Here is a 12,889-nt window from a genome sequence, read left to right on the forward strand (position 1 = left end):
CGGCGACTCCGCACATGGGTCAGGCGTCCCGGCCGGGGCGGACGGCGGCCGCGGTGTACATGCGGGTCTTCGGCGCCTGCCCGAACTCCGTGTCGGCGACCGGTTCGAGGCGACGGCCCTCGACGTCGGCGGCGGCCAGCAGGGCGGTGACGTCCTCGTGGTCGAAGCGCTGCTCCTGTCCGCGGCCGCGGTACCACTGGAGCAGCAGCTCGGGGTCGATGTCGCCGTGGGGCAGCAGCGAGTCGGTGAGGACGTCACCGGCGGCGGCGAAGTCGATGACCTTGGTGCGGGCGTCGTAGAAATCGTCCAGGGTGCCGCGCTCGCGGCCGGCGGCGATCATCCGCTCGTCCATCGGGTACAGGCCGAGCTTGATGGAGGCGCGCACCTCTCCGCCGTCGGCGAGCAGGTCCAGCATGCCCTCCAGGCCCTTGCGGGCCTCCGTCTCGCCGAACCGGTTGACCAGGCGGTCGTTGAGCACGAACTGCTGGGTGCCGCGCAGCTCCTGCGGCGCCCGCCCGGTGATGTCGTGCCGCTGGACGCGGCAGGAGCCCTCGGGCAGCGCGGCCCGCAGGTCGTCGCACATGCGCTGGGAGAAGTCGACGACCGTGACCTCGGCGCCGAGGTCCAGCAGCGCCTCGACGAGGTCCTTGGTGGAGGCGCCGACGACGGTGCAGCGGTCGCCCGGGCGGATGCCGTCGAGGAAGAGGCCGATCTCCTCGTCGCTGGGCTTGGCCGTGGTGCGGCCCGACTCCCAGAACAGGGAGCCGATCAGGTCCCAGGCGGCGGCCTTGGTGTTCTCGGTCTGGACGGTCATCGGGTGCTCCCAAGGGGGTCGAGCAGGCTGGAGTTGTACTCGCCCGCGAGGACGTGGTTGAGGTAGGTGCCGGCGCCGTCGACCACCCGGTAGCCGTGCGGGACGCCCGCCGGGATGAAGACGGACGCGGGGCTCTGCACGGGGAAGACCCGCTCGCCCAGGGTCACTTCGACGGACAGGCCGCTGTAGTCGGGCTCGTCGCCGAGGAACATGAAGAGGCTGTCGCAGTGGTGGACGTGCGTGTCGACGTGGCCGGCGCCGTAGTCGTCCATGCGCGGCACGCGCCGGGCGATGCAGTACTGGTCCGCGCCCGGGACGAAGCGGTTGTCGACCATCACGAAGCGCTGGCCGGGGCCCGCCCGGTGGTGGCGCAGCTCGGTGGCGGAAATGACCTGCGGGCTGACGATCCAGTCGGCGGGGTCGGCCGGCAGCCCGGGGCGGGTGAGGCTGCGGGTGCGGCCGACCTCGGCCGGGTCCAGCCACTCGTACGACCCGGGCTCCCGCTCGACGGCCTGTACGTGCAGCTTCGCGACGTGGTGGAAGACGTCGCGGCCCACGACGGGCCGCCGGTGGTCGGGCATGGAGCGGGAGTAGGCGCCGACGCGGCGGCTGAGGTCACCGAGCAGGGTGCCGTCCACCAGCGGGCGCGTGCCGCGGTGGTGGAGGTTGACCAGCAGCGTGGCCAGGTCGGTGATGCCGGCCCGCTCGCCGAGGCCGTTGACGGAGGTGGACACCCAGTCGGCGCCGGCGTCCATCGCGGCCAGGGCGTTGGCGAGGGCGAGCCCCCGGTCGTCGTGCAGGTGCACCTCGATGTCGGTGCCCGGACAGCGTTTGCGCAGGGTCCTGACCCGGTCGGCGGTCTCCTGGGGCTCCAGGATGCCGAGGGTGTCCGCGAAGCAGATCCGGTCGGCGCCCGCCTCGACGGCGATGAGGTACGCCTCGACCAGCTGGCCGGGGTCGGTGCGGCTGCTGTCCTCCACCGTGAACCGCACCCGCAGCCCCAGGTCCCGGGCGTGGGTGACGGACTGCCGGATGGTCTCGTACAGGTGGGCCAGGGTGCGCCCGGGCAACCGGTACTGGCGGGAGGTCTCGTTGACGCCGAGGAAGATGCCGATCCAGGGGGCACCGGTCTTGGCGACGGCCTCGATGTCGCCGGCGTGGGCGCGGGCGTGGGCCAGTACGGGGGTGTCGCCGGCGGCCTCCACGACGGCCGCGACGCGCAGGAGTTCGTCCTCGTCGACGGCAGGGTGGCCGCACTCGATCATGTCGACGCCGGAGCGGGCCAGCAGGATGGCGATCTCCACGCTCTGGCCGACGGTGAAGCGGCCGTGGGCCGATTGCATGCCTTCGCGCAGGGTGCTGTCGATGACGCGGGTCATCTGTCCTCCACCGGCCGGAGGGGCCGCAGTGTGTTCGGTCATGTCAGCCGGCCCCCAGGGCCACCAGGTCGGCCAGCGGGAAGCTGTCCTTGGCCTGGAACTCGGGCGAGGAGGCGTCGGCGAGGACGACGACCATGCCCCGCCGGTCGTGGGGTGAGGTGTTGGCGGAGCTGCCGTGGGCGAAGTACCGGTCCCACATCACCCCGTCGCCGGGGGCGAGCCGGAACTGGACGGGCTTGTCGAGGCCGTCCTCGGCTGCGTCGAGGCTGTCGTGCCAGCGGTAGGAGGGCCGGGCCCGGTGCGGGATGTGGCCGCCGCCGTGCGAGCCGCGGCTGCCGAAGAGGCCGCCGTTGGCCGGTGAGACCTCGGTCAGCGCGAACCACACGCTGAACGCCTTCGGGTACTGGTGGCTCCACAGCGCCTGGTCCTGGTGCAGGGCCACTTCGGTGCCGACGAGGGCGGGCTTGAGGAAGGCGGCGTGGAAGACCACCGCGGCGTCCTCGCCGATGACCTCGCGCGCCAGGGCCGGGACACCGGCGCGGTTGAGGAGCGGTCCCCAGATCTGCGGGTCGTTCCACAGCAGGCGCCGCAGCTTGCGCAGCCGGCGCAGGCCGTCGCCCTCTTCGTACTCGGCCTCGTAGGAGGGCGGGACCTCCGCCGCGCCGTCGAGGCCGTCGAAGAACTCCACTGCGCGGTGCACGTCGGCCTCCGCGAGGAGGCCGGGGAGCGGGTGAAAGCCATCCCGATTGTAGAGGTTAGGGTCGAAATTGGGCATGCAAATATGCTCTCTCGTCATTGTCGGGCATCGTGGGATGATCATGGGAAAAAGGGGCAGCTCCACACAAGGGGAAGCTCCGCAAAAGGAAAAGGGAGAGGAAATCGACGGAACGGCGCAATTCGAGAGGACGCCGTCACGGAATGGGCGCACCGATGACTTCTGTTATCGGGACTCGCCGCGATCGGGCGGAAATCAATGGGGGTGCGCCGGGCCCGTCCCGGATCGAGCCCGGGGCGTGATTGCTTTTATCCCCGGCCGAGTTCACCGACCGGGCGGCCCAGGGTGTCGGGCAGGGCGCCTTCCGGCCAGACGCCGCCCCGGTAGGTTCCCGCGGCCACCGCGCCGTACAAAGAGGCGTAGTGGGCGGGGAGTTCGGGGCTCCCCTCGAAGGCCAGCCACAGGCGCAGCAGCAGCCGTCCCCGGCCGCCGCCGTCCGCGAAGGCGGAGCGGGCGTGCAGCAGATGGAAGTTGTTGATGAGTTGCAGGTCGCCCCTGCGCAGTTCCATGTCGAGCGAGACGCCCGGCCGCTCCAGGACCGCGTCGAGGGCGTCCATCGCGGCGAGCTGGCGCCCGGTGAGCCGCGGTGCCGTGTCGTGGCGCTGCGACCCCTCGATGAAGCGCCGCAGATAGCGCGCGGCGAAATCGTCGCCGGTGCGGCTGAACACCGGGATGCCCGACCAGGGGGCCTCCCCGGGCTGTTCCTCGCCGCGCCGGTCGTTCGGGAAGGGCCGGTACAGCTCGGCCAGCAGCTCCTCGGACTCGGAGAGCAGCAGGTCGTGGACGGTTTTGGAGGACACGATGCGGCTCAGTCCCCCGGACGCCGCCGGCCGGACGCACAACAGGCCGATGATGTCGGTGCGGTCGGCGTGGAAGGGCAGCGCGGCGGAGCTCTCGTAGCCGCGCTGGACCGGGCTGCCGATGTCGGCGCCGCGGTCCTCGACCCGGCCGAGCAGGTCGCCCTTGCGGCTCTGGGACACCGGGCGCCCGAGGAGCAGGCCGAGGAGCCAGTAGAGCATCTCGGTCTCCTGCGGATCCTCCGCTTCCACAGGAACGTCCGAGACGACCACGAAGCCCGGACGTCCGGCGAGTCTGCGTCGGAGTTGGGTCACGAACCCCTCGGTGCGGCCGAGGCCCGCGGGCCAAGGGGAGGCGAGGTGCGGACGGCCGCCCGCGGCCAGCGCCGCACGGGCGGCGGCCAGCAGTTCCTCGGCCACCTCGCCCGGCATGGGAAGGCGCCATTCTTCTTCCCGGACTGCCAGGGAAGAACCCAGCCAGCCGTTTCCCAAAGGGGCGGCCCGTGAATTCGCGGGAAGGGCCTCTGGTCGAACGGGAGAGTGCATGTTTTGGCCCCCCAGTCACATGGTGCAGTCAGTTGGTCCGGGGCGCCGTTGGTTTGGTCGGCGACGGCCGGACAAGATCGAACTCTATGATGCAATCTCGCCACGGAAAGTCACTGTGATGTGGATCACATGCTTCTTCGAACATTTTGCACCGCCTTTGCGTTGAGCGGATAGTGCAAATTCGGAGCCTCTCATTCCGCCCACTTCCCCGACTTTTCCGGACGCCTCGACCTCGGCCTCCAATATGAGACGGGCGTCACACCGGCGACCTAATTGATCACTGTATGGTTCAGCGGCAGGCGGGTCGGCGTCCGGTGCGCACCGCGTCGTCCGCCCCGCCTTCGACGAGCGGCCCTCGCCCGCGAACTCATCTGCCGCCGCGCCTCGGCGGCCCTTGCGCGACCCCGTCGCGGCCGCCCCCGCGTGCTCGACCGCATCGGCGCCCACTGCACACACGTACTGGATCAGAGGTGGAAATGAACGCCCCATCGACGGCGCCGGACCCGCAGCCGCGCCGCACGCTGGTCGACGTCTTCGCCGGCAGCACGACCGGGCATCCGGACGGCACCGCCGTCACGGACGAGACCGGCCGGACCACCTACCGCGAACTCGACGCGTGGAGCCTGCGCGTCGCCCGGCGGCTGCGGGAACAGGGGGTGGCCCCCGGCGACCGGGTCGCGCTGCGGATGGAGGCCGGCCGCGACGCCGTCGCGGCAATCCTCGGCATCCTGCGCTCGGGCGCCGCGTACGTCCCGCTCGACCCGCGCAACCCCGCCGAGCGCAACGCGTTCATCGTCGCCGACAGCGGAGTCCGCCATCTGGTCGGCGAGGCGGACGCCGCCTGGGGCGACGCGCTGACCCGCACCGGCGTGAACGAGCTGGCCGCACTGCGCCACGGCTCACCGGCCGAGCCGCCGGGGACGGACCCCGCGGCGGCGGACGGCCTGCCCTCGGCGGACGACTGCGCCTACGTCATCTACACCTCCGGCACCACCGGGGTGCCCAAGGGCGTCCCGGTCCGCCACGAGAGCGTCATCGCCCTGCTCGACGCGGCCCGCGGGCTGTTCGACGTCTCCCGCTCGGACCGGTGGCTGCTGTTCCACTCGCTGGCCTTCGACTTCTCCGTGTGGGAAATCTGGGGCGCCCTCTCCACGGCCGGTGCCGTCGTCGTGCCGCCCTCCTGGGTCACCCGCGCCCCGGAGCAGCTCGTGGAGCTGCTGGCCGAGGAGCGGGTCACGGTCGTGAACCAGACACCCACCGCGTTCGGCATGCTCGTCCGCGGCCGGGCCGCCACCGGGCGCCGCCTGACGGACCTGCGGTACATCGTCTTCGGCGGCGAGAAGCTCACCCCCGCCGCCCTGCGCGAGTGGGTGGACGTCCACGGCTTGGACCGGCCCCGGCTGGTGAACATGTACGGCATCACCGAGATCACCGTCCACGCCACGTTCCACCGCGTCACCCACGCCGACGTCGACGGCGGCGACTCCGTCATCGGCACCGCCCTGCCCGGCTTCGCGGTCCGCGTCGCCGGACCGGACGGACAGGAGGTGACCGAGCCCGGCGCCGTCGGCGAACTGCTGCTGGGCGGGCCGCAGGTGACGTCGGGTTACCTCAACCGGCCAGAGCTGAACGAGGAGCGCTTCATCCGCCTCCCGCCCGGCCCCGAAGGGACGCGCTACTACCGGTCGGGCGACCTGGTGAGCCGTAGCGCCGAAGGCGACCTCGTCTACCACGGCCGCGCCGACCTCCAGGTCAAACTCCGGGGCCACCGCGTGGAGTTGGGCGACATCGAGAACGCGGTGCGTTCCCACCCCTCGGTCGTCGAGGCGGTGGCGCTCCCGCGCACGTCGGCCGACGGGACGCAGCGCCTGTACTGCGCCCTGCTCGTCCGGGAGGGCACGGCACCGGACGTGCGGGAGCTGCGCCGGCACACGGCGGCGAAGCTGCCCTCGTACATGCAGCCCGCCCGCTACCGGGTGGTCGACGAACTGCCCCGCACCGTCAACGGCAAGATCGACCGCAGCGCTCTGGCCGCCGCGTGGGAGGACAGCGATGGCTGAGCCGCAGTTCACACCGCCCACCCCCTATCTGCGCGCCTTCGACCACGTGGCGCTGCTCGACCACGAGGTGGTCCCCGGCCGGGCCGGCGTCCGGGGCGCCGGCGCCCCCCTGCTGCTGCTGCACGGCCTGGAGGACGACAGGAACCGGCTGCGCTTCCTGAGCGACGCCCTGTGCGGCGAGGGCCGGATCGCGCTGCTGCCCACCCTCCGCGACCACCCCCCGAGCCCCGCGCCGGCCTGGGGCTACTCCCCCCTGGACTACGCGGCCGACGTGCACCGTCTCACCGACGTGCTGCCCTCGCCCGCGCACGTGATCGGGTACTCCTACGGCGCCCTCGTCGGGCTCGTCCACGCGGCCGTCATGGGACCGGCCCGGGTGTGCAGCCTCGTCCTGCTCGACCAGTCCCTGGAGCGGCGCCCCCACCGGATCGAGGGCGGCCCGTGGGCGGAGTCGAGCTTCCTGAAGTGGGAGTACGACTACACCCACCTCCTGGACATGGTGACGGCCGCCGGCATCCCGGTGCTGATGGTGGTGCCGCGCGACAGCCATGTGATCCCGGAGGCCGAGCGGGCGGCGCTGCTCGCCCGCCGCCACCCCCTCTTCTCCTGCGTCCTGATGGACGGCGCGCACGCCGACGTGGTGCGCCCCGACGGACCGGTCACCTCGGTGATCGAGGAGTTCTACGCGCAGTACCGCCCGGCCCCCCTGGAGGAGGAACGATGACTCTCGCAGTAGAGACCGGCCCCGCAGCCGTCCACGACGCCGTGCTCGGCATCCACCGCGCCGTCCTGGAGGACGAGTCCCTCCTCGCCGAGGACAACTTCTACGACATGGGCGGAGACAGCATCCTCGCCCTCCAGGTCCTCGGCCGCATCGAACGCGAGCTGGGCGTGAAGGTGCCCCCGCAGGTCTTCTTCACCGCCCGCAGCATCGCCGACGTCGCCGGGCACGTCAGCGCGGAGCGGGCCGTCGCCCCGCGCGCGGACACCGACCGGGACGGCGGCCACCGCGGGCGCGCCGCCATGGCCCAGGAGTGGGCGCTCCTGTCGGCGCTGCGCGATCCGCGCGCGCCCCTGCTCCAGTTCCACGCCGTGTACCGGGTCACCGGCCCGCTGGACACCGACCGGCTCGGCACGGCCCTGCGCCGCGTCGCGGAGCGCCACGACTCGCTGCGGACCGCTTTCCGCGCCGAGGGCGACCGGGCGGCCCTGGCGGTGGAGCCGGAGCCCCGCGTGAGCCTGGAGACCGTGGACCGGCGCGGGGTGCCGGACACCGAACTCGACGAGTTCCTGCGCGGGTACGTGCGCGAGCCTTTCGACCGCACGCGGGCACCGCTGTGGCGTGTCCTGGCCGTGCGGCGCGACACCGAGGACCACATGCTGGTCCTGGTCTTCGACCACATGATCGCCGACGGCTGGTCACTGGACATCTTCGTCCGCGACCTGTCCGCCGCCTACGGAAGCGGTGAACTGCCCGCTCCGGAGGGCGGCCGCGGCGACTACGCGCAGTGGGCCGCCGGGCAGTGGGGGCGCTGGGAGGAGGGGCGCGCCGAGGAGCTGACCGCCTACTGGCGGGAGCAGCTCCCCGCGGACGCGGCGGACTTCGGGCTGCGCCTGCCCGGCCACGAGGGCACCGGCGAGCTGACGAAGCCCTCCTCGCTCGTCCTCGACCTGCCGGCGGAGGCCGCCCGCACGCTGCGGGAGGCGTCCCACGCGCTGCGCACCACGCCGTACTGCGTGGCGATGGCGGCGGTAAAGGCGCTGGTCGCGCACGTCACCGGGCGCTCCAGGGTCACGCTTTTGACGACCAACGCGAACCGGCTGGACGGCGCCTACCAGGACACCGTCGGCTGGTTCGCCAACGGTGTCTTCCCGACCACGGACGTGGACCTCTCCGGTCCCTTCCGGGACCTGGTCGGCGCCGTGCAGCGCAGCATCCTGGGCGCCACGGCACACGGCGACATGCCCGCCATGTTCGTCCGCCGGCGGATCTGGCCGGACCTGCCCGCCGGGTTCCGCAAGGACCCCGGGGTGTACTTCATGTACAACGACGTGTGGGGGGCCGGCCTGCGCCTCGGCGAGGGCACCGACGTCCGGCTCCACCACCTGGTCGAGGACGCGGACTCCCCCGGCCTGCACATGTGGCTGCTGCGCGAGGGCGAGTCGCTGCGCCTCCAGGTCCTGCACTACGAGTCGGAGTACCCGGCGCCCTATGTCCGGGAGTTCGCCGAAAGCCTGGTGGCGGCCCTGCGGCTGCTCACCACCGACCCCGACCGGCCGATGCGGGACCTGCTGCCCGCCCGCTGAGGGCCACCCCCGTCATTGTCCCGACATCCCGCACCACACGTACGTCAGTAAACGGAGGACCCCATGTCCACTGAGTTCAGGCCGGACTTCGGCCGCACCGCCGAGGACTACACCCGCCACCGGGCCGGTTTCCCGCCGCGGGTCGTCGAACGGCTGGAGGGCACGGGGGTCCCGGTCCGGGGCCGTGACGTGCTCGACGTCGGCACCGGAACCGGCAGCCTCGGCCGGCTCTTCGCCCTGGCCGGGGCCCGTGTCACCGGGGTCGACCCGGCCGCCCCCCTGCTGGAGCAGGCACGGGAGCTGGACCGGGAGGCCGGCGTCACGACGAGGTACGAGGTGGCCACCGCCGAGGACACCCCGTTCGCCGACGCGTCGTTCGACGTGGTGTCGGCGGGCCAGTGCTGGCACTGGTTCGACGCGCCCCGGGCCGCCGCCGAGACCTGGCGGCTGCTGCGGCCCGGCGGGCACGTCGTCATCGCCCACTTCGACTGGCTGCCGCTGCCCGGCAACGTCGTCGACGCCACCGAGCGGCTGATCACCGCGTACAACCCCGACTGGACCATGGGCGGCGGCACCGGTCTGTACCCGCGCTGGCTGACCGACCTGGCGACGGCCGGTTTCGGCGGCATCGAGACGTTCTCCTTCGACGTCGAGGCGCCGTACACCCCGCAGGCGTGGACCGGACGCATCCGGGCCAGCGCCGGGGTGGGCGCCAGCCTCACGCCCGAGCGGGTGGAGGAGTTCTCGGCCGAGCTGGAGGGCATCCTGCGCGACCGGTTCCCCGGCGACGACCTCCGCGTCCCGCACCGCACGTGGGCCGTCGTGGCGACCAAGTCGGCCTAACGCTTGTGTGTTTGAAGGGTTGTCAGTTGATCGGATGCATCTGTCCGATCAGTGATCACCGATGCGATGTGGGACCGGATCGCGCCGCTGATGCCGGCGGATCCGGTCCGCGGGCGGCGCTGGGCCGATCACCGCCGCACTCTTGAGGCCAGTGCTTGGAAGGCACCAACTCGCCCCGGCGGGACCTGTCCCACGAGCTCGGTTCCTTCCAGACCACCCACAAGCGCCTGATCAGATGGGCCGTCGACGGCACGGGAAAAAGGATCCTCGCCGCTCTTTTGGCGGCGGACACCGCCAGCGACGACATCGAGTGGACGGTGTCGGTGGACTCCACCGTCCTCCGGGACCATCAGCACGCTGCCAGAGAACTCAAAAAGGGGCGGGCCACCACGGCGAGCCCGCTGATCACCTACCGCCCGCTCGGCGACGAGCAGCTGGTCATCACCCAATGCCGCGAAGTTAGGACCCGGAGACGGTGTCAAGTTGTCAGGCAGGGTGATCTTGTACGTATTCGGCGCGGTGCGGGTCAGCAGGCTGTGGCGGGTCCAGAGGCAGAGTTGAGAAGCGAGGTTCTTGCGGGACTGGGTTGCCGTAAGCCCCATGCGATCGGCGAGGTCGTGGGCGTGCATGGGATGGTTGGCGTACTCGGCGAGGATCTGGCAGAGCCGGTCCCAGGGACTGGATGCCTTCCGGGCCGGGTCCCGTGCGGTCGGGAGAGCGGGTGTCTGGACCGTGATGTCGATGGCAGTGATGGGCGTGCTGCCACCACGGGGACGTTGATCACGGTTCCCAGGTGTGGTAGCGCGAAATTCCGCGCTTCGCGACGCGGGCAGAGGTCCGCGGGCGGCGTTTGGGGAGCAAGGCACCCAGGAAACGGGTGCCGATACGGCCGACCAGGTCCGCCTGGGCGTCGTGTCCGGGAGCCGCTATCGGCTGGTGGTGAGGGCGACGGTGTCGCGGGCGGACTCCAGGGCAATGAGGAAGGCGGCGCGGTCCGGGTCGGTACCAGGCTGGGTCTCCACGGCCGTGACCATGACGAACCGTAATGCCTGGTAGAGGGTGAGCAAGCCCCACATTTCCTGGGCGAGACCGGCAGGATCCTTCCAGCGCAGGACGCGGACCCTGAGGAGTGTGTGACGCAGCGCCAGGTAGGCGCACTCGATCTCCCAGCGCTCGTGGTAAAGGCGGACGAGCTGGTGAGCGGGGTCGGTGCGGTGGTCGGTGAGCGTGGTCAACAGCCGGTAGCTCTCGCTGAAGGCGCTGCCGTCGGCGGTGCGGGTGCGGATCTCTGCCTCGACGACGCGCAGGGTGAGGCCGACAATGCGCGTGAGGTAGGAGCCGTCGGGCAGCAGGGCCATGATCGGCGGATGCCGACGACTGGTGCAACGCACCAGGAACTGTGCGCCACGGCGGGCGATCTGCGCGAGCAGATCATTGGTGTGGAAGGCGCGGTCCGCCAGTAGCAGCATGTCCGGGCTCAAGTGCGAAGTCAGCTGTTGTGCGTAATAGGTCTCGCCCCTGGCCACGGGGCCGAAGGATGCTGCGATCAGGCCGCGGGTTCCGGTCTCGCACAGTGTCATCAGCATCAACCTGGGGCATCCCGCCTGGCCGAGCCGGCTGGCGGGGCGGCCGAGCCAGGACCAGTTCCGTTCATGGTCGGGGACGATCAGGCTGCTGCACCCGTCAAAGGCGACCGTACGCCAGCGCCGGTAACTCACCCCGGGAGTGGACGGCTGGGCCAGTGGCCCCGCCAACACCTCGAACAGTCGCCTGACCGGAGCTGGGCCGATCCGCCGACGCAGGTCACGAAGCGCCTCCTCGGAAGGCTCGGAGACGCCGACGGTTAGCCCCGCTGACCGGCTTGGTCCACACAAGACGGACACCGAGATGCTCGAACAACCCCAAAGCCAGAACGAAGTACACCCCGACCCGAGAGGGAAGACACCGCAGCCGTCGCTCCCGGGCTCCGGTCTCCTCCAGAACCCGTCAACCAACTCTGGGGGGCACGGCCTGCGTTAACTCACCGAGGTGGCCAGGCGCGAACACATCATTGGTGCTGCCCATGACGGGCTGGACCATAGGGCCTCTGCTTTCGGGAAGATCTTGGTCGATCCCCTGAATAGCAGAGGCTCCACGACATTTCACACTCCGCTTGACACCGTCTCCGGGCCCTTGACTTCGCGGCATTGCGTGATCGCCGCACACACCCAACTCCGCCTCTCCGCACCGCTCGCCGCCGACCGGCGCAAACCCTGGGAGAAGACCACCCGCCCCGGCCAAGTGCTCACGCCGACCCGCGTCCGCCGCGGGTTCCGGCACATCCGCCCTCACCCCGCCTACCCGGCCGCGCACCGAAACCCAGCCGCCCCGGCCCCGGGCGCCCGCCCGGCTCCAGAAACCGGCATGCCACCATCCGTTACGACGTCGGCAAGACCCTCAAACGCCCTGCAAACCTCACCCAACGTGACCAGCAAGGCCAAGGAACAAGCTTAGACCGTGTCCTATGTGGTGAGGCGGACGTAGAACGCGGTATGGGGCGGGGAACTCGGAGTTGGATCGTTCCGGATGGGCTGTGGGAGATCGCGGAGCCGCTGATCCCACCACCGCGGGTGCCACGGCAGGGTGGTGGGACGCCGGACACACCTGATGAGACGCTGTTTGCGGCGATCATCTATGTCCTGGTCAGCGGCTCCGCCTGGCGAGCCTTGCCGCCGTGCTTCGGCATCTCGAAGTCCACCGCGCATCGCCGGTTCCTGATCTGGTCCAGAGCCGGTGTCTGGGGCCGGCTGCACCAGGCCGTGCTGCACCGGCTCGACGACGCCGGTCTCATCGACGTCACCCGCGTCGTCCTCGACACCGCTCACGTCCGGGCAGAAAAGGGGGCGAACACACAGGTCCGAGCCCCGTGGACCGGAGCAAGCCGGGTTCCAAGATGCACATCTTGTCGGACGCGAACAGGCTGCCCCTCGTCGTCGGCATCTCGGCCGGCAACGTCCATGACAGCGAGGGGCTGAAGCCCATGATCGAGGGCCACCAAACGCAACACGCCCCCTGCCGCAGCCGGTACTTCAAGGCTCAGCGGCTGCATGCGGACAAGGCGTACGACGTGCCCCACCTGCGGAGATGGCTTGGGGGAAAGCACATCGGCGTACGCATCGCCCGGAAGGGAATCGAGTCCAGCGAACGATTGGGACGCCGACGGTGGGTCATCGGGCGCCCCCTGGCCTGGCTGTCCGGATACCGCAGACTCAGCCCCCGCTACGAGCGCAACCCCCGTAACTACCCGGCCTTCCTCGGCCCCGCCGCCCTGTGCTGCTACAAACGCTCGTCCGCCTCACCACATAGGACACGGTCTTATTAGCTGTGCT

General features: G+C 71.0%; 8 protein-coding genes and 4 pseudogenes. 7 read left to right on the forward strand and 5 right to left on the reverse strand.

What is annotated here, in order from left to right; translation table 11 throughout:
- Nucleotides 1-19: 19 nt before the first annotated feature.
- The 4 genes from ACWDVB_RS09935 to ACWDVB_RS09950 all read right to left on the reverse strand — a co-directional run bounded on the left by ACWDVB_RS09935 (nt 20) and on the right by ACWDVB_RS09950 (nt 4,197).
- Nucleotides 20-814, reverse strand: a complete 795-nt coding sequence (locus tag ACWDVB_RS09935; protein WP_451514378.1) for a hypothetical protein — start codon at nt 812-814, stop codon at nt 20-22.
- The gene (locus ACWDVB_RS09940; RefSeq protein WP_451514377.1) at nt 811-2,193 is read right to left on the reverse strand and encodes a homocitrate synthase/isopropylmalate synthase family protein; all 1,383 of its coding nucleotides are present in this window, start codon (nt 2,191-2,193) and stop codon (nt 811-813) included. Before ACWDVB_RS09940 ends, ACWDVB_RS09935 begins: the two co-directional genes overlap by 4 nt.
- Before the next feature lie 43 nt (nt 2,194-2,236).
- Nucleotides 2,237-3,013: a phytanoyl-CoA dioxygenase family protein gene (locus ACWDVB_RS09945; RefSeq protein WP_451611954.1), complete on the reverse strand. Its 777-nt coding sequence runs from the start codon at nt 3,011-3,013 to the stop codon at nt 2,237-2,239.
- A gap of 203 nt (nt 3,014-3,216) precedes the next feature.
- The gene (locus ACWDVB_RS09950) at nt 3,217-4,197 is read right to left on the reverse strand and encodes a TauD/TfdA family dioxygenase (RefSeq protein ID WP_451514375.1); all 981 of its coding nucleotides are present in this window, start codon (nt 4,195-4,197) and stop codon (nt 3,217-3,219) included.
- Nucleotides 4,198-4,787: 590 nt separating this feature from the next.
- On the opposite strand from ACWDVB_RS09950, the gene ACWDVB_RS09955 reads away from it, so the two are divergent.
- The 5 genes and pseudogenes from ACWDVB_RS09955 to ACWDVB_RS09975 all read left to right on the forward strand — a co-directional run.
- The gene (locus ACWDVB_RS09955) at nt 4,788-6,371 is read left to right on the forward strand and encodes an amino acid adenylation domain-containing protein (protein WP_451514374.1); all 1,584 of its coding nucleotides are present in this window, start codon (nt 4,788-4,790) and stop codon (nt 6,369-6,371) included.
- The gene (locus ACWDVB_RS09960) at nt 6,364-7,095 is read left to right on the forward strand and encodes an alpha/beta fold hydrolase (RefSeq protein ID WP_451514373.1); all 732 of its coding nucleotides are present in this window, start codon (nt 6,364-6,366) and stop codon (nt 7,093-7,095) included. Before ACWDVB_RS09955 ends, ACWDVB_RS09960 begins: the two co-directional genes overlap by 8 nt.
- Nucleotides 7,092-8,678, forward strand: a complete 1,587-nt coding sequence (locus tag ACWDVB_RS09965; protein ID WP_451514372.1) for a condensation domain-containing protein — start codon at nt 7,092-7,094, stop codon at nt 8,676-8,678. The genes ACWDVB_RS09960 and ACWDVB_RS09965 overlap by 4 nt, the downstream gene beginning before the upstream one ends.
- Nucleotides 8,679-8,741: 63 nt before the next feature.
- On the forward strand, nt 8,742-9,521 hold the full coding sequence (locus tag ACWDVB_RS09970) for a class I SAM-dependent methyltransferase (protein WP_451514371.1): 780 nt from the start codon (nt 8,742-8,744) through the stop codon (nt 9,519-9,521).
- A gap of 66 nt (nt 9,522-9,587) precedes the next feature.
- A pseudogene (locus tag ACWDVB_RS09975) lies at nt 9,588-9,930 on the forward strand (transposase); the annotation flags it as partial.
- A 64-nt stretch (nt 9,931-9,994) separates the two neighbouring features.
- Here the strand turns inward: ACWDVB_RS09975 and ACWDVB_RS09980 are convergent.
- Nucleotides 9,995-11,600: pseudogene (locus tag ACWDVB_RS09980) on the reverse strand (IS4 family transposase); the annotation flags it as partial.
- A 111-nt stretch (nt 11,601-11,711) separates the two neighbouring features.
- On the opposite strand from ACWDVB_RS09980, the pseudogene ACWDVB_RS09985 reads away from it, so the two are divergent.
- Nucleotides 11,712-11,947 (forward strand): annotated as a pseudogene (locus tag ACWDVB_RS09985) (NF041680 family putative transposase); the annotation flags it as partial.
- A 105-nt stretch (nt 11,948-12,052) separates the two neighbouring features.
- A pseudogene (locus tag ACWDVB_RS09990) lies at nt 12,053-12,866 on the forward strand (IS5 family transposase).
- Nucleotides 12,867-12,889 lie beyond the last annotated feature (23 nt).

Source organism: Streptomyces sp. NPDC003379 (assembly GCF_053589195.1).